Raw genomic sequence first — 15,789 nt, 5'->3', positions numbered from 1 at the left:
CCGTGGCCGTCACGCCGATGTTCCCGCTGGAATCCGCGCTGCTGCCCGGCGACGAACTGCCGTTGCGGATCTTCGAGCCGCGGTACGGCGAACTGGTGCGGGACTGTATGGCCGCCGCGGAGCAGGTGTTCGGTGTGGTGCTGATCTCGGCCGGCCGTGAGGTCGGCGGCGGCGAAGCCCGGTGCTCGGTGGGGGCGCTGGCGCGCATCGACCGGTGTCAGCCGCAGGGGACCGGCCGGTACATGTTGAGCTGCAGCGTGACCGATCGCATCCGAATCCTGCAGTGGCACAACGATGATCCGTACCCGCGCGCCGAGATCGAGCGATGGCCCGACGAGCCGGGGCCGGTGGTGCCCGAGTCGTCGATCGTGGCGATCGAGGACCGGATCATCGCGCTGTTCGAACGCATCGCCTCGATTCAGGGCGCTCGGCTGCGGGATCGGGGCTCGATCCTGGCCAGGACCGTCAAACCCGATGTGGGACAACGCCTGTACGCCCTGGCCTCCCTATTGCCGATCGGTCAGGCCGACAAGTACTCGGTGCTGGCTGCGCCGAATGCGGCGGCCCGGCTGGACGCGCTCGACGAGGCGGTCGAGAGCATCACGGCGATGGTGGAGTTCCAACTGTCGGAGGAATGACAGGGTTCAGCACTTCCGTGCAGCCAGGGTGGTGCCACACCCCCTATCCTGGACACAGTTCATGCGTTACGGGGAGGGCTAATGACGGGTTGGCAGGGGAGCGGTTACAACGGTCCCAACCCAGGTGGGGGCGCCGGTAGGTCGTCCGACGAAGAAGAGACGGCGATTCACCAGACCAAGCCACCGGCCGCGCCGGGGTGGCCGGGTCAGACGCCGCCGCCGTTGAGCCAGCCTCCGGCCAGTCATCCGCAGACACCGGCATGGGGCCAGCCGGCCGCGCCGCAGACCGGCGGCTGGGGCCAGGCGCCGAGCGCGCCAGGTGCCGCGCCGCAGGGGTGGGGGACCCCGCCGGCGGCGCCGGGAGCCGGACAAGGATGGCCGGGTGCGCCCGCAGCGCCCGGTGGCTACGGCGCCCAGCCGTTCGCCACCCCGCCCAAGAAGAACAAGGTGCCGCTGATCATCGCGGCCATCGTGGTGGTGCTCGTCGTCGTGGGTGGCGGCATCTACTACGTCTACGACTCGTTCGGCTCGGGTGGCAGCGGCGAATCGAGCTCGGCCAGCGAAGTGGTCAAGGGCTACCTGGAAGCGCTGTCGAACGGTAACGCCGAGGCCGCGCTGTCTTTCAGCAGCGACCAGCCGGCCTCGAAGGAGTTCCTCTCCAGCGACGTGCTGAAGAAGCAGATCGCCGAATGGCCGATCAGCGAGATCCGCATCCTGAACGAAGACAAGACCATGGAATCCATCGGGCGCGGCGATGTCCACGTGGCGGCCAAGTTCGGTGACAAGAATTCCGACGCCACGATCAACGTGAAGAAGGAAGGCGGCAAGTGGCAGCTGGCCCATGCCGCCATCAAGCTCGATCTGTCAACGTTGAGCAGCTCCAACAACGCAGCGGAAAAGACGATGACGGTGTTCGGCAAGGAGATCAGCGACGAATCCGCGATCTACGTGTTCCCGGGCTTCCTGGAGCTCGGCAGCACCAGCCCGTACGTGTCGGTCACCAACACCAAGCCGTTGCTGCTCGACGCCATCGGAGGATATTCGTCGAGCTCCTACCTGCAGCCGAAGTTCGCGCTCAACGACTCCGGCACCAAGACCATCACCAAGCTGCTCGACGCGGCGTACGGCAGCTGCTCGTCGTCGCGCTCGCTGGTCCCGCCGTCACCGTGCCCGGTGAAGATCAGCGACCGCGAGCTGGTCGACGGCACCGTGACGTGGAGTCAACCCGACATGAGCGCCGTCAAACTCGGTGATCTGGACGAATACCGGATGGAGGTCCGGATCAGTGGTGAGGTGCACTACCAGGTCAGCGGTCAGGGCCGCCGCGGCGGAACCACCAGTGGCACGGTGACCTCGTACGTCACCGGAACCACTGCCGACGTCAGCGGCGAGCAGGTGAAGCTCAAGTTCAATTGAGCTTGGCGTCGACGAACTCGCTGCCCACGTCCGGCACCTCGCCGGCGACCTCGGGCTTGTAGCGGGCGGTGACCTCGGCGGAGGTCTCGAACCTGGTCTGCCAGCCGTGGCGGGTCAGCCACTCGGCGATGTCTTCGCGCGGTTCGATGTAGAACAGGTCGCTGACGTCGAAGATCGGCTTGCCGCTGCGGGCCGCTTCGGCGCGGACCGCGTCCATCCGCTCCTCCCGGATGCGCTGCTTGGCCGCGCTGAAGTACTCGGGGCCGAACCCTTCGACCGCGACCCGGCTGCCGGGTGCACTGAGCTCATGGAGGCGGTCGAACAGCAGGTCCTGGGCTTCGGCGGGCAGGTAGGGCAGTAGCCCTTCGGCGAGCCAGGCCGTCGGCCGAGTGGGGTCGAAACCGCTCTGCCGCAATGCTTCCGGCCAGTCCTGGCGCAGGTCGATCGGTACGCCGACATGCCGGGCGGCCGGCTCGACCCCATGGGCAGCCAGGGTTTCCTCCTTGAACGCCAACACCTTCGGCTGGTCGATCTCGAAAACCACGGTGCCGTCCGGCCACGGGAGCCGCCAGGCGCGCGCATCCAATCCGGCGGCCAGGATGACCACTTGCCGGATGCCATCGGCGCCGGCCGAGGCGAAGTACTCGTCGAACCACTTGGTGCGGGACGGCACGTACGCCATCAGCATGCGCATGCGGCCGGCCTGCGCCGGACCTGGGTCGGCCGCGGTGAACGGTGACGACCAGCCCCGCGCGATCGCGGCATCGACGAAGATCCGGGCACAGGGATCGTCGAACAACGGGCGCTCCGAACCGGATTCGGCGGCGCGGGCCGCCGCCACGCCCAGGGCGGTGGCGCCCACGCTCTCGGTGATGTCCCAGGAGTCGTCGTCAGTTCGCGCCATGGTCTTCCAATTCGTCGCGGATCAGCAGGTCGTCGCGGAAACTCTGCTCACGGTAGGCCAGTTGGCCGACCCGGTTGGCCACTACCGGCGCGGTGATCAGGGTGAACAAACCGGCCAGGATCAGCATGCCCACGTCGGCGTGCCCGCGCAGCCGCAGCCCGGCGCCGGTCAGCACCAGCAGCAGTCCCAGCACCTGAGGTTTGGAGGCGGCATGCATCCGCGTCAAGGTGTCCGGGAAGCGCACCACGCCGATCGCGGCGGTCAGCGCCAGTGCCGAACCGCAGAGCACCAAAGTGCCTGAGACAACGTCGAAGAGATTCATCGTGGCGGCTCGGCTTCAGTGTCGATATCGGTATCGCGGACGCGGAACCGGGCCACGCTGACCGAGCCGACGAAGGTGATCAGGGCCAGCGCCGTCAAGCTGTAGGTCGCCGTGGTGTCGAGGCTGTAGGCCGCCCAGGTGCCGATGCCACACATGGTGACGGCGACGAACGTGTCCAGCGCGACCAGCCGGTCCAGGGTGCCGGGACCGGCCAGCAGCCGGAACACGGTGATGGCCGCGGCGGTGACGAGCATGACCGCGGCGATGATCCAAATGGTGTTCATGCGGGGTCCGCTTCCACTGGCTGCCAATGGGATTCACGTTCGAATGAGGCGATCATCAACCGCTCCACTTCGGCGATCTGGCGGTAGAACTGCTGTACCGCACGTTCGGACCCGACGTCGAGGACGTGAACGTAGATGAACCGGCGGGCCTGATCGATCTCCAGCACGATCGAGCCGGGGATGAGGTTGATGACGTTGACCGCGAGCGCCAGCACCAAGTCCGACTTGAGCTCGAGCCGGGCTCGCAGCACCGCGGTCAGCGGAGGCGGACCGGGCCTGATCGCCAGCCAGGCCACCTGGACCGACGACAGCACCAGGTAGTAGGCGACCTTGAGGGCCAGCCACGCCAGCGACAGCGGATGCAGCCGGCCGGCCACCGGAACCTGCGGCAACGGCAACAGCACGGTGATCAGTAGGCCTACGGCGAGGCCGCCGAGGATGTTGGCGACGGAGACGTTGCCCCACAACAGAATCCACACGGCCATCAGCCAGACCAGGATGCCGGCGCGCGGTAACCACTGCCTCATGGCGTCAACACCACCGAGACGTACTGGCCGCGGTCGGCGACCTGGTCGGCCGCGCGTTCGGCGAACCCGAAGATGGGCCCGGCGAACACCGTGAGGGCCAGCCCCACCACGATCAGGACCGCGGTCGGAGCCAGCATCCCGACAGGCATCCGGCCGACGTCCGCCCGATCGTCGACGGCCACGTCCGCCGTCGGCACCAACAGTCCGGCCGGCGCCCCCGTCACCAGGCTTTCGGGTGCGTCGGCGCGGGCGCGCCAGAACGCGAGCGTCCACACCCGCGCCATCACGTACAGCGTCAGCAGGCTGGTGATGACGGACCCGGCGACCAGCGCCCAGGCCAGCACCGACGCGCTCGTCGCGCCGGCCTGCAGCAACGCCACCTTGCCGATGAATCCCGAGAACGGCGGGATACCACCGAGATTCAGCGCGGGGATGATGAACACGAACGCCAGCAGCGGGCTGGCCGCCGCCAGTCCGCCGAGGCGCTGCAGCGTCGACGCGCCGGCCTGCCGCTCGATCAGTCCCACCACCAGGAACAGCGTGGTCTGCACGACGATGTGGTGCGCGACGTAGTAGATGGCGCCGGCCATGCCGACCCGGTTGGACACGGCGATGCCGAACACCAGGTAGCCGATGTGGCTGACCAGGGTGAAGGACAGTAGCCGCTTGATGTCGCTCTGGGCCATGGCGCCGAAGATGCCGATCAACATGGTCAGCAGCGCCGCGACCATCAATACGTTGTCCAGTGCGCCGCCCGGGAACAGCAGGGTATGGGCCCGAATGATCGCGTACACACCGACTTTGGTGAGCAGGCCGGCGAACACCGCGGTGACCGGCGCCGGGGCGGTGGGGTAGGAGTCGGGCAGCCACGCCGACAGCGGGAACACTGCCGCCTTGATGCCGAACGCCACCAGCAGCACCGCGAACAGCGCCGCCCGGGTGCCCGGTGTGATGCCGTCCAACCGGTTCGCCAACTCTGCCAGGTTGAGGGTGCCGGTGGCCGCGTAGATCAGCGCGATGCCGATCAGGAAGATCACCGACGACACCATGGACACCATGACGTAGCCGATACCGGCGCGCACCCGCTCCTCACTGGCGCCGACGGTCAGCAGTACGAAGCTCGCGGCCAGCAGGACCTCGAAGCCGACGAACAGGTTGAACAGGTCGCCGGCGAGGAAGGCGATACACACGCCCGCCGACAGCACCAGGTAGGTCGGCAGGAAGATCGACACCGGCTGCTCGTCGCCGCCGTCGCGGATACCCTGCCCGATGGCGTACCAGACCACCGCCAGCAGCACGATCGCGGACACCACCAGCATCAGGGCCGAAAGCCGGTCCACGACCAGGACAATCCCGAGCGGTCCCATCCCGGGTTCGGTCTGACCCCAGCCGCCGACGTGGACCGCGACGGTGCCGCTGTGGTCGACGACGTAGACCAGAGCCGCGCAGACCGCCGTCATCGCGGTGAGTGCCACGAGCGCGATGATCTGCTGCAACCGGGGACGGCGTCCCGCGAACAACGTCGCGGCGGCGCCGAGGATCGGGATGAGAACAGGAAGCGGCGCCAGCACCGCGCCCGTCGTCACGCCGGCTCCGATTCGGTTGGCAGCGCGTCGAGTTCGGCGGGTGCGTCGGTGTCGGTGACGACGGCCGGCTCGCCCCGGTCTTCCTCGACCGCCGGGGCGTCGGTGGACGACAGCTCCACCAGGCGGCTGTCCTCGGGGTCGTTGCCCACCTCTTCGACGGTGGTCAGGCGGTAGGCCCGGTAGATCAGCGCCAGCACGAACGCGGCGACGCCCATGGTGATGACGATGGAGGTCAGGACCATGCCCTGCGCCAGTGGATCGGCGGTCCCGGTCTGGCCATGACTGGTGCGGCCGCGCACCGGCGGATTGCCGGACTCGCCACCCATCACCAGGATCAGCAGGTTCACGGCGTTGCCGATCAGCAACAGGCCCAACAGCATTCGGGTCAGGTTGCGCTCCAGCAGCAGGTACACACCGGTGCCGGTGAGGCCGCCGATGAGCACCAGGGGAACGAGATAGGTCGTCATCGGGTGGCCACCTCACGTGGTGCGTACAACTCTTCGTCGACTTTGGCGCCCAGGCTGCGCAGGATGTCCAGCACCAGGCCGACGACGATGAGGTACACGCCGAGGTCGAAGAACAGCGCCGTCACCACCTTCACCGAACCCAGCAGGGGCAGCGTGAATTTCACCACCGCGCTGGACAGGACGGGCGCACCCAGCAGCAGCGAGGCCGTGGCGGTGCCGGCGGACAGGGTCAGGCCGGCGCCCAGCACCTTGCCTGCGTCCAGCGGCAGCGTCTCGCCCAATTCGTAGCGGCCCCCGGCCAGGTACCGCAGCACCAACGCCAGGCCGGCCGTCAGGCCACCGGCGAAACCGCCGCCGGGCGTGTTGTGCCCGGCGAAGAAGAAGTACACCGACAGCACCATGATCAGCGGGAAGATCATGCGTGTCGCGACCTCGAGGACCAGGGAACGGTGCCGTGGATCGCGCAGGTCGCTGCCGCGCAGCCAGGTGGTGTCGGGCGTCGACGGATGGTCTTTGGGGACCCGGGGCGCCGATCCGAAACGCCTGTGCCGGAACACCATTGACGCCACGCCGGTCGCGGCGACCAGCAGCACCGAGATTTCGCCGAGGGTGTCCCAGGCCCGGATGTCCACCAGCAGCACGTTGACGGTGTTGGCACCGTGCCCGCGGTAGTAGGCCGCGTCGGGCAGCAGTTCGGCCAGCGGCCGGGTGTTGCGTGCGGCCATGGCGTAGACCGCCAGCGCGGTGACCGACGAGCCGACCGCCGTGGCCAGCAGTGCGCGGGGGAGCCGGTGCCGCTTCATGTGGGTGGCGTCGGATTCGGCGGGCAGGGTGCGCAGCACCAGCAGGAAGACCACCAAAGTCAGTGTCTCGACCAGGAATTGGGTGAGTGCCAGGTCGGGCGCCCCGTAGAAGATGTAGAGCGTGCCGCAGCCGTAGCCGGTGACACCGACCACCAGCACCGCCGCCAGCCGGTTGCGCATCACCGTCGCACTGATCGCCGCCGCCAGCACGATGAGGCCGACGACCACCTGGATCGGCGAGTTCCACCACCGCAGCTCGGGGTGGTCGCGCTCACCCAGGAGCAGCACCGCGATGGGCAGCACGGCGAGGGTGGACAGGATCATGGCCTGAGTCGTCGGAATCGAGCCACGCTGGGTGAATGCCGTCAGCCGCACGGCGAACCGGTCCGCGCCCCGGATCGCCGCGTCGTAGATCCGGTCGGCGTTGCCGAGCGGTAGATAGGGCACCCGGATTCGTTCGAGGTGGTGCCGCAGGCCGAATGCCGCCGCGCCGGTGGCGACGATCGCGGCGGACAACACCAGCGGGAAGTTGACGCCGTGCCACAGCGCCAGGTGATACCCGGACCCGCCCGGCATGGTCGCGGTGTAATCGGCGATGGCGTGGTCCAGCGCGTTCGGCAGCAGCCCGAACCCGAGGCCGGCGACCGCCAGGATGCCCGGCGGCAGCAGGAAACCGATGCTGGGGCGGTGCATCTCCGCGACGCGAATCGTCGGATTCGGCAAGCCTTTTCGGGCGAATGCCCCGTGCAGGAACCGCAGGCTGTAGATCATGGTGAACACCGAGCCGAACGCCACGGAGGCCAGCACGAACGGAGCCGACGCGCCCAACGTCGGGCTGTGCCACAGGGTTTCGAAGTCGGCTTCCTTCGCGACGAAACCGAGGAACGGCGGCAGCCCGGCCATGCTGGCGGCAGCGGCGACGGCGATGCCGAGCAGCACGGGGCTGCGCCGGCCGAGCCAGGCCAGTTTCCGGATGTCGCGGGTGCCGGTGGCGTGGTCGATGATGCCGACCACCATGAACAACGCGGCCTTGAACATGGCGTGCGCGCACAGCATGGCCAGCCCGGCCAGCATCAGATCTCCGCCGCCGGCCCCGACCATCACCGTGATCAAGCCGAGCTGACTGACCGTGCCGAACGCCAGGATCAGTTTGAGGTCGTACTCGCGGACGGCGCGCCAACCGGCCAGCAGCAGCGTCGCCAGCCCCAGTGCCACGACCGTCGGCCGCCACGGCTGGTGATCGGCGAAACCGGGCGTCATGCGGGCGATCAGATACACGCCGGCTTTCACCATGGCCGCGGCGTGCAGGTAGGCGCTGACGGGCGTCGGTGCCGCCATGGCGCCCGGCAGCCAGAAATGCATCGGCACGATGGCCGACTTGGACAGCGCACCGATCAGCACCAGCACGACGGCCACCGACGAGGTGGTACCGGTCGGCGCGTTGGCGACGAGGTCGGACAGCCGGTAGGTGCCGGCGAGCGTGCCCAGCATGATGATGCCGGTCAGCATGGCCAGACCGCCGGCCGTGGTGACCAGCAGCGCCTGGGTCGCGGCGCGCCGGCTGGTGGCGCGTTCGGCGTAGTGACCGACGAGCAGGAACGACAGCACGGTCGTCAGCTCCCAGAACAGGTACAGCAGCAGCGTGTTGTCGCTGCACACCAGTCCGAACATGGCGCCGGAGAATGCGACGAGCTCGGCGGCGAAGCTGGGCAACCGATTCTCGGTGTGCCCGTCGGCGTGGTGGAAGTACTCGGCGCAGTACAGCAGCACGAGGGTGCCGACGCCCAGCACCAGCACGGACATGATCGCCGCCAGCGAATCCAGGCGCAGCGTGATGTCCATGTACAGCTGCGGCACCCAGTCGATGTGCAGTGTCTGCTCGCCGGTGCCGGGCCAGTTCAGGGTCAGCCAGACCAGCGAGCCGGCGGGCGCCAGGGCAAGGGGATAGAACGCCTGCCGTCCCCAGCGCCGTACCAACAGCGGAGCGAGCACAGTGGCGATAGCGTGCACGTACAGAACGGTGAGCATGGGCCTCCGGCAGGTGTCGGGGACGGTCCGCGGCCAGCTTACGGGGCGCCCACCAGTGCCGTGGTCTGGCGGTTCTCGCAGGCCACAGGCCCGCTACCGGGTGCACACTGCACCGACTCCTACACTTTTCACTTATGGTGACGAACGCGACGGGGCGCCGATGAGTCTTCCGGGAATCGGATCGGTGTCGTTGTCGGGCTTCGCCCACCCTTGGTTGCTCCTGACCGCACTGCTGCCCATCGCGTTGGTGGCGGTCTATCTGGCGGCACAGCGCAACCGTGCGAGCCGACTCCGCAGTTATGCCGGAGACCAGCCGCGCACCGATGTGGTGCCGCTGCAGCCGACGCGCTGGCGGCACGTGCCGATGGTGTTCTCGGTGGCTGCGCTGCTGTCCCTGACCGTCGCGCTGGCGGCCCCCACCCACGAGATCAAGACTCCGCGCAACCGTGCGGTGATCATGCTGGTGATGGATGTCTCACGATCCATGACCGCGGACGACGTCTCGCCGACGCGGTTGGCCGCGGCCAAGGATGCCGCCAAGCAGTTCGCGAAGAAACTGACCCCCGGCGTGAACCTGGGGCTGGTCACCTTCTCCGGCAACACCAACCTGCTGGTGTCGCCGACACCGGACCACCAGGCGACCATCACTGCCCTCGATCACCTGTCCGTGGACGACGGCACCGCTACCGGCGACGGCATCTTCGCGGCCCTGCGTGCGATCTCGACGCTGGCCGACGTGCTCGGTGGCAGCGGTAACACCGACAAACCGCCGAAACGCATCGTGTTGCTGTCCGACGGCGCGGAGAACCGGCCGGGCAACCCGGACAGCCCGCACGGCGCGTACACCGCGGCGCGGACCTCGAAGGAGTCGGACACCCCGATCTCGACGATCGCGTTCGGGACCAAGGGCGGCAAGATCAAGGTCGACGACCAGAGCGTCAACGTTCCGGTCAACGACACCACGATGAAGCGGGTCGCCGAGCTGTCCGGCGGGCAGATGTACACCGCGGCGAAGATCGAGGACCTGAACAAGAGCTACGACGCCATCCAGCAGCAGATCGGCTACGAGATCATCCGCGGGCCCGGTGGGACGGCGTGGCTGCGGCTGGGTGTCTTCGCCCTGACCTGCGCGGTGATCTCCGCGCTGTTCATCAATCGGCGGTTGCCGACTTAGGGTTGAATATGACTTGTGGACAACGAAATTCGAGTCGTCAGCGCAAGTCGTGACATCGCCGCCCCAGCGGCGCGGATATTCGAACTGATCGCCGATCCCGCCCAGCAGCCGCGCTGGGACGGCAACGACAACCTGGCGGAGGCGCCCGCCGGCCAACGCGTCCACGCGGTGGGCGATGTGTTCGTCATGGGTCTGACCCTCGGCGCCAACCGGGAGAACCACGTCGTGGAATTCGTCGAGGGGCGGCGCATCGCGTGGAAGCCGTCCGAACCCGGACTCCCGCAGCCGGGGCACCTGTGGCGCTGGGAGCTCGAGCCCATCGACGACGGGCACACCCGCGTCACCCATACCTACGACTGGACCGCGTTGACCGACGAGAAGCGGCTGAACCGGGCCAGGCGGACGTCGGCCGACTGGCTGCAGGCGTCGCTGGCCCGGCTCGCCGGGATCGTTGAAGAGCGGTGACTACTGCTTGGGAGTGATGGTGCCCTTGAAGGTGCCGTCGCCCTGGTTCAGCCAGGTGATGGTGCCCTTCTGGAACTCGCTGATCCAGCCGCCCTTGGGCGCGTCAGGACCGCCCGCGGTCTGGGCTTCGTCGGTGGTGGGGAAGCCCAATTCGCCGCCGGCGCCGCCCTTTTCGGTGTACTCCCGCAGGATCTCGCCCTGCACCAGGTGCGCGCCGGTCGCGGGGGAGTCGAAGATGGTGCCCTTGGCGAACGCCTGCACCGTTCCGTCGCCCACCTTCTGTGGCTGAGCGGTCGGCAGGCCGAGGGCGGTTTCGCCGCCGGCCTTGGTGTACGCGTCGGCGATTGGGCCGTCCAGTTTCACGTCTCCGACGCCCGGCACGTTGACCGTCGTGGGCGAGCCGGCGATCGCCGACGAGACGGCACTCGATGCGGAGCTGGCGGCAGACGATGCCGCGCTGGCTCCCGAACTCGCGATAGACGATGCGGCGCTGGCGCCAGAACTGGCGGCCGACGAGGCGGTGGATCCGATTTCTTTGGCCTGTGAGCAGGCGACGACAGCAGCACCGGTTACGGCTGCAATGCCGATGGCGGCAGCGGTACGACGAAAGAGCAACTCGTTGATCACGTCAAACTTCCCCTTGTATTCGATACCAAAACGACTTCACCGGAGCGAAGTCCCGAACGGTTCTGACCGTATGGGCTACTGGTACGTCATGTACTACTTCTGCTGAACGTTTTTCGAACCTCGTCATCTCCCGTCGCACCAGCCTCAGGAGTCGCGCCGGCGGGTGCCGCCGATGCCCGGCGGGTGTTTGCCAGCGAAGCATCATGTCCCATTGCTGGGCTAGATATCCCAGTTGTGGAACTCACCTTTCGGTATGCTGTAAGAAGCGAATCGGGATTACGATCGCGATGCCCGTTTCTTCGTAGCTAAGGCTGTCGGGGCGAACGGAATGGACAAAAGGAGAACCGGTATGACCACCGTTCGTAACTCGACCCGCAAGAAGATGGTGGCCGGTATCGCCGTGACCGCCGGACTCGCGATGGGCCTGCTCGCCTCCTGTGGCGAGAAGGCGAAGGAAGAGCCGACCACCACGACCACGACCACCACCACGACGACGTCGGCACCGGCCTCGTCGTCGCCGGTGACGCCGAGCGAGAAGGGCGGGCCCACCAAGGGTGGCAACTCGTTCTCCCCGACAGTCAAGGCTCCGGGACCGCAGACCGCGTTGCCGGGCAACGTCGTCACCGCTCCGCACTAGAACGGGAGCCCCATCCCAGTAGGTCGCCGATGCGCCATACGGCGCATGGGCGCAGTACTGGTAGCAGCCGGGCTGACGGTGCTGGCGTCCGCCGGCTCACCTGCTGAGCACGGTGGACAGCTGGCGCTGTCGGGCCCACTGGCGCATCTGCTGACGGCCTCGGTCGATCTGGGGCCGTCGGCGGCAGCGCACGTCGAACTCACCGCTGCGCTGACGCATGCCACCCGGCCCGACGGGCTGATCGAATGGGCAAGGGACGCAGGGCTTTCGGTGCAGTGGCGCCCTGGCGACAACTGGGCCACCGTCGAAGGCACGGCGCGCGCCATGGCCGGAGCGCTGGGCGTCGACGTCCGCGACTACCGCGGGCGCCGCGGGCAGACCTTCTATGCGGCGACCAGCCAACCGGAGTTGCCGCCGTCGTTGGCCGCCGAGCTCACCGGATTCGGCAGGCTTCTCGGCTTCACGCCGTTCCGGGAGTCGCGGCCGCTGATCGTGTCCCGCGACGTTCCCGCCGGCGGACTGACCGCGCAGGATCTGCGCCGGGCCTACAACGTCATGCCGCTGACCGACCAGGGGTACACCGGCAAGGGCCGCACCATCGTCATCTTCGGTTTCGATGGCTTCGATCAATCTGATCTCGACAAGTTCGCCGAGCTGAATCAGCTGCCGCGCTTCACGCCCATCGTGGTGGGGGACATGCCGTCCGAGCGCACCGGCGAGACGACGATGGATCTCCAGATGGCCCACGCCATCGCCCCCGATGCCCAGACCGTCTACGTCAATGCCCGGCCGACCGTGTCCGGCGACGGCGCCTACCGCAAGATCGGCGAGATGATGGCCGACGCCGACCGGCGGTTCCCCGGCGCCGAGTGGAGCCTGTCGATCGGCTGGGGCTGCGACAAGATGCTGACCGCAGCCGATCTGGCGCCGGTGCGCTCGGCGCTGTCGCGGGCACACCGCAGCGGCACGACCGCCTTCGACGCGAGTGGCGACCTGGCCGGGCTGGAATGCAAAGGCGGGCAGGACTGGTCGGCACCGCCGAGCATCGACGACATCGGATTGGATTCGGTGGCCTCGGTGCCCGAGATGACGGCCGTCGGCGGCACCACACTGTCCACTGACGAACACGGCCAGTGGCTCGGTGAGCTGGCCTGGTTCGACGTGCCGCTGACCCATGGGAGTGGCGGCGGGACGTCCGCCCTGTTCGACCGTCCGGCGTGGCAGCGGGGTGTCCCGTCGGAACGCGGACGCAACAAGCGGCTCATCCCCGACGTCGCCGCGGTCGCGGACTTCTTCACCGGCGCCCGCATGGTGTTCGGCGGCGAAACAGTGCTCGCCGGCGGCACCTCGATGTCTGCGCCGGTCTGGGCCGGGATGGCTGCCGTGATCGACCAGTACCTGCTCGACCATGGCGGACGACTGCTCGGCGATCTGAATCAGCTGCTGTATCGGGTGCAGCGGGCCGGTCGGCTGTCGGCGCTGCACGACGTCACTGTCGGCGGCAACGCGGTGGCGATGGCCGGTCCCGGCTTCGACTCCGTCACCGGTCTGGGCACACCCGATGTCGACAGGCTGGCGCGCAGCCTGCTGGTAGCTCAGGGGACGTCCGGATGAGCCGCATCGGGTTGGTGAGTTCGCTCTTTCCGCAGCTTCCGGCGCGCACCCACCGGTCGTTCCAGATCGGGCTGGCCGTCTTCTTCGTCGCGTTGGTCGGCGCGTCGGCGTTGCGTCTCCTCGGATTGTTCATCTCCACTGTGGCCGTGGGGATTCCGCTGCTGTTCGCGCTCTACGTCCGGCAGCTCGATTACCGCGGACCGGCGCGGGCTCGGGTGTTCGTCAGCGCGGGTCTGGGTATCGGATTCGGCGTCGCGTTCGCCTTCGGGTCCGGCGCGGTGGTTGCGCGCGCATACGGCGTCCCGCTCGAGAGTGGCGTTGCCGCAGTGCATCTGCGCACGGTGGAGGCCGGGCTCTCGGCGGTGGAGGCCCTGGTGGTGATCGCGCCCACCCTGCTCATCCGGCTGTTCAACTCAGGCGATCGAAAGTCATTGTACGGCTATGTGATCGGCGCCACCGGCGCGCTGGGCGTGACGGCCGCGACGACCATGGTCCGGATGTTCGCCCAGCTGGATTCCGGGCTGGTCGACCATGACCAGCCGTTGGCGGACTTCTTCATCGAGGCCGCGATTCGTGGCATCACCATCCCCATCACGGCAGCCGCCGCAGCCGGAATGCTCGGCGCCGCACTGTGGTTCCGGCCCCGCGGCCGGCGGGTCTGGTTGCGCGTGCTGCTGATCGCGATCATTCCGGTGCTGGCACACGTGTGGCTCGGTGACGAGGACTCAGCAGGTATCTCGCAGTGGGCGAAGATGGCCTGGCACGTCGGGTTCACCCTGCTGGGGTTGCTGCTGCTGCGGCTGGTCCTGCAGTTGACGTCGCGGCACGAAGGCACCGACGACGCGGCGCCGAGAACAAGCACGATGACCACGCGACGGCTGGTGGCTACCTGGACCACAGTGATCATCGTGGTGGCCCTCGGATTGGTCGGGACAGCCGCTGCCACAACGAAACCGGTCGCTCGCTACCAGTGTCCGCCGAACTGTGGTCACCCGCTGATGGGTAAGCCCGTGGTCACCAACCCCAGATTCACCGCACCCGACGGCGCCTTCAGCGTCTCCTATCCGGCACCGGGTACGGCGTACTCGGTGACCATGAACGACAACGGTGTGACGGCCCAATACACCGGGGGCAGTGGCGGGGTCATGCGGCTCTGGGGTGAACCGGCACGCGGACGCGACGCCAAGGACATCACGACGACACTGCTCACGGACGCATTCCCGGATTCACGGGTGGCCTACGAGCTGCCCAACGCCTTGGTGGGCTACCAGCCCGGATACGGCGTTGCCGCCGACGACTGGCCGGACGGCCAGAACGTGGTCGCCTCACGGACCCGCATCCTGGTCATGGTGGCCGTGAAAGACGATCTGGCGCTCGTCGCCGCCGCAGCGGGGCCGTTCCAGGAATTCGGCCCCGGGTCCGGCCCGCCGACGGGTGCCAGCCTGGAGCTGGCCGCGGATATGGGCAAGTATGTCAACAGCTTTCAGTGGCGGGACGAACCGCCGCGCTGACCATATCCCGCACCGGGCGCTGGACCAGGTGATCGATCGGGATGAAACGGCTTGTGCGACGGCGGAAGTCGGCCGTGCTGCTTTGTCGGATATCGGTGTAGTTCTGCTGCGCGGCTGGTGTCGGCTCGACGGCGGCGAAGCCGAAGTCGCGGGCGTAGGTCACCGATGCGGCGATGTAGTTCGCCTGGGACTCCAGCATCTGCTCCATGGAGTTGTGTCGCACGCCGATGTTCGGGCCGTGCATCAAGTAGCAGTTCGGGAAACCATGGACGGACGTTCCCAGATAGGCGACAGGCTCACCGTTCCAACTTTCGGCCATCGAGACGCCCTTGGTACCGAACAGCCGGTCGGTCAGCGGCAATTGGCGGTATTCGGAGCCGGTCTCCTGGTTGTCGAGGGGAAAGTACTTGTCCGACAGGCTGGAGATCGCACGGAAGTGACGGGGCATGATTCGTCGCGCGGTCCGGATCTCGGGCTTGGCCGGAGCGTCGGAATCGACGACGACGTGGGCCGCCGTCCGCTCGCCGGCGGCGGTCGTGATGTGCCACCGCTGCCGATTCGCCTGCCAGTGCAATGCCGTCACTTCGTCGTCGGTGTGTTCGATCAGCGCGACGTCGTCGATGCCGGACTGGTGCAGCCGGACGGCCGCCGCGAGGGCGCCGACGCCGGTGCCGATGATCGCGACGTGGTTGTGGGGGATGGGCTGGTTCATCGGCGGTCTTTCAATGCGATGGCGGAGTTCAGGTCGGTATGATGTGAACGCTGCTCACATTTATATGGGGCAAT

Annotated in this window: 16 protein-coding genes; 7 read left to right on the top strand and 9 right to left on the bottom strand. The window is 67.8% G+C overall.

All coding sequences use genetic code 11. The features are described 5' to 3' along the window. Nucleotides 1-2: 2 nt before the first annotated feature. Nucleotides 3-638, top strand: coding sequence for an LON peptidase substrate-binding domain-containing protein (locus AC1U2B_RS16830; protein ID WP_480217620.1), 636 nt, complete (start codon nucleotides 3-5; stop codon nucleotides 636-638). A gap of 81 nt (nucleotides 639-719) precedes the next feature. Then, complete coding sequence (locus AC1U2B_RS16825; protein ID WP_480217619.1) at nucleotides 720-2,054, top strand: hypothetical protein; 1,335 nt, start codon at nucleotides 720-722, stop codon at nucleotides 2,052-2,054. Here AC1U2B_RS16825 and AC1U2B_RS16820 read toward each other — a convergent pair. Genes AC1U2B_RS16820 through AC1U2B_RS16790 form a run of 7 tightly spaced genes read right to left on the bottom strand, consistent with a single transcriptional unit; the run spans nucleotide 2,047 to nucleotide 8,975 of the window. Continuing rightward, nucleotides 2,047-2,958: a class I SAM-dependent methyltransferase gene (locus AC1U2B_RS16820; RefSeq protein WP_480217618.1), complete on the bottom strand. Its 912-nt coding sequence runs from the start codon at nucleotides 2,956-2,958 to the stop codon at nucleotides 2,047-2,049. The two genes, AC1U2B_RS16825 and AC1U2B_RS16820, sit on opposite strands and share 8 nt — an antisense overlap. Beyond that, nucleotides 2,945-3,280, bottom strand: a complete 336-nt coding sequence (mnhG, locus tag AC1U2B_RS16815; RefSeq protein ID WP_480217617.1) for a monovalent cation/H(+) antiporter subunit G — start codon at nucleotides 3,278-3,280, stop codon at nucleotides 2,945-2,947. The genes AC1U2B_RS16820 and mnhG overlap by 14 nt, the downstream gene beginning before the upstream one ends. Continuing rightward, the gene (locus tag AC1U2B_RS16810) at nucleotides 3,277-3,564 is read right to left on the bottom strand and encodes a monovalent cation/H+ antiporter complex subunit F (RefSeq protein ID WP_480217616.1); all 288 of its coding nucleotides are present in this window, start codon (nucleotides 3,562-3,564) and stop codon (nucleotides 3,277-3,279) included. The genes mnhG and AC1U2B_RS16810 overlap by 4 nt, the downstream gene beginning before the upstream one ends. Next, a complete protein-coding gene (locus tag AC1U2B_RS16805; protein ID WP_133760971.1) occupies nucleotides 3,561-4,091 on the bottom strand; it encodes a Na+/H+ antiporter subunit E in 531 nt (176 codons plus the stop codon). Before AC1U2B_RS16805 ends, AC1U2B_RS16810 begins: the two co-directional genes overlap by 4 nt. Next, a complete protein-coding gene (locus tag AC1U2B_RS16800; RefSeq protein ID WP_480217615.1) occupies nucleotides 4,088-5,677 on the bottom strand; it encodes a Na+/H+ antiporter subunit D in 1,590 nt (529 codons plus the stop codon). The genes AC1U2B_RS16805 and AC1U2B_RS16800 overlap by 4 nt, the downstream gene beginning before the upstream one ends. Continuing rightward, nucleotides 5,674-6,144 (bottom strand): Na(+)/H(+) antiporter subunit C, encoded by a 471-nt coding sequence (locus AC1U2B_RS16795; RefSeq protein ID WP_043401188.1) that lies wholly within the window; start codon nucleotides 6,142-6,144, stop codon nucleotides 5,674-5,676. The genes AC1U2B_RS16800 and AC1U2B_RS16795 overlap by 4 nt, the downstream gene beginning before the upstream one ends. Beyond that, on the bottom strand, nucleotides 6,141-8,975 hold the full coding sequence (locus AC1U2B_RS16790) for a Na+/H+ antiporter subunit A (RefSeq protein ID WP_480217614.1): 2,835 nt from the start codon (nucleotides 8,973-8,975) through the stop codon (nucleotides 6,141-6,143). Before AC1U2B_RS16790 ends, AC1U2B_RS16795 begins: the two co-directional genes overlap by 4 nt. A 160-nt stretch (nucleotides 8,976-9,135) precedes the next feature. On the opposite strand from AC1U2B_RS16790, the gene AC1U2B_RS16785 reads away from it, so the two are divergent. Together AC1U2B_RS16785 and AC1U2B_RS16780 are read left to right on the top strand one after the other, a co-directional pair. Further along, entirely contained in the window at nucleotides 9,136-10,149 is a 1,014-nt protein-coding gene (locus AC1U2B_RS16785) for a VWA domain-containing protein (RefSeq protein WP_043401193.1), read from the top strand. 15 nt (nucleotides 10,150-10,164) lie between these two features. Continuing rightward, nucleotides 10,165-10,614: an SRPBCC family protein gene (locus tag AC1U2B_RS16780; RefSeq protein WP_480217613.1), complete on the top strand. Its 450-nt coding sequence runs from the start codon at nucleotides 10,165-10,167 to the stop codon at nucleotides 10,612-10,614. Here AC1U2B_RS16780 and AC1U2B_RS16775 read toward each other — a convergent pair whose 3' ends face one another. After that, nucleotides 10,615-11,238 (bottom strand): LGFP repeat-containing protein, encoded by a 624-nt coding sequence (locus tag AC1U2B_RS16775; protein WP_480217761.1) that lies wholly within the window; start codon nucleotides 11,236-11,238, stop codon nucleotides 10,615-10,617. A gap of 352 nt (nucleotides 11,239-11,590) precedes the next feature. On the opposite strand from AC1U2B_RS16775, the gene AC1U2B_RS16770 reads away from it, so the two are divergent. The 3 genes from AC1U2B_RS16770 to AC1U2B_RS16760 are packed head-to-tail and all read left to right on the top strand — an operon-like array spanning nucleotide 11,591 to nucleotide 15,003. Then, nucleotides 11,591-11,878: a hypothetical protein gene (locus AC1U2B_RS16770; protein ID WP_418004787.1), complete on the top strand. Its 288-nt coding sequence runs from the start codon at nucleotides 11,591-11,593 to the stop codon at nucleotides 11,876-11,878. A 45-nt stretch (nucleotides 11,879-11,923) separates the two neighbouring features. Next, entirely contained in the window at nucleotides 11,924-13,492 is a 1,569-nt protein-coding gene (locus tag AC1U2B_RS16765) for a S53 family peptidase (protein ID WP_480217612.1), read from the top strand. Then, nucleotides 13,489-15,003, top strand: a complete 1,515-nt coding sequence (locus AC1U2B_RS16760) for a zinc ribbon domain-containing protein (protein WP_480217611.1) — start codon at nucleotides 13,489-13,491, stop codon at nucleotides 15,001-15,003. The genes AC1U2B_RS16765 and AC1U2B_RS16760 overlap by 4 nt, the downstream gene beginning before the upstream one ends. On the opposite strand, the gene AC1U2B_RS16755 is transcribed toward AC1U2B_RS16760, so the two are convergent. Beyond that, nucleotides 14,966-15,715, bottom strand: coding sequence for a hypothetical protein (locus AC1U2B_RS16755; RefSeq protein WP_480217610.1), 750 nt, complete (start codon nucleotides 15,713-15,715; stop codon nucleotides 14,966-14,968). The genes AC1U2B_RS16760 and AC1U2B_RS16755 overlap by 38 nt on opposite strands. Between the last annotated feature and the right edge of the window lie 74 nt (nucleotides 15,716-15,789).

This window comes from Mycolicibacterium sp. P4_G11, from assembly GCF_056555145.1.
The sequence above is the reverse complement of the archived record's forward strand: the minus strand, read 5'-3'. Positions and strand labels throughout refer to the sequence as shown.

Excerpts from the sequence above, each read along its gene's own strand:
- AC1U2B_RS16825 (WP_480217619.1), top strand. The coding sequence starts at position 720 with ATGACGGGTTGGCAGGGGAGCGGTTACAACGGTCCCAACCCAGGTGGG.
- AC1U2B_RS16820 (WP_480217618.1), bottom strand. The coding sequence starts at position 2,958 with ATGGCGCGAACTGACGACGACTCCTGGGACATCACCGAGAGCGTGGGC.
- mnhG (WP_480217617.1), bottom strand. The coding sequence starts at position 3,280 with ATGAATCTCTTCGACGTTGTCTCAGGCACTTTGGTGCTCTGCGGTTCG.
- AC1U2B_RS16810 (WP_480217616.1), bottom strand. The coding sequence starts at position 3,564 with ATGAACACCATTTGGATCATCGCCGCGGTCATGCTCGTCACCGCCGCG.
- AC1U2B_RS16805 (WP_133760971.1), bottom strand. The coding sequence starts at position 4,091 with ATGAGGCAGTGGTTACCGCGCGCCGGCATCCTGGTCTGGCTGATGGCC.
- AC1U2B_RS16795 (WP_043401188.1), bottom strand. The coding sequence starts at position 6,144 with ATGACGACCTATCTCGTTCCCCTGGTGCTCATCGGCGGCCTCACCGGC.
- AC1U2B_RS16790 (WP_480217614.1), bottom strand. The coding sequence starts at position 8,975 with ATGCTCACCGTTCTGTACGTGCACGCTATCGCCACTGTGCTCGCTCCG.
- AC1U2B_RS16785 (WP_043401193.1), top strand. The coding sequence starts at position 9,136 with ATGAGTCTTCCGGGAATCGGATCGGTGTCGTTGTCGGGCTTCGCCCAC.
- AC1U2B_RS16770 (WP_418004787.1), top strand. The coding sequence starts at position 11,591 with ATGACCACCGTTCGTAACTCGACCCGCAAGAAGATGGTGGCCGGTATC.
- AC1U2B_RS16765 (WP_480217612.1), top strand. The coding sequence starts at position 11,924 with ATGGGCGCAGTACTGGTAGCAGCCGGGCTGACGGTGCTGGCGTCCGCC.
- AC1U2B_RS16760 (WP_480217611.1), top strand. The coding sequence starts at position 13,489 with ATGAGCCGCATCGGGTTGGTGAGTTCGCTCTTTCCGCAGCTTCCGGCG.
- AC1U2B_RS16755 (WP_480217610.1), bottom strand. The coding sequence starts at position 15,715 with ATGAACCAGCCCATCCCCCACAACCACGTCGCGATCATCGGCACCGGC.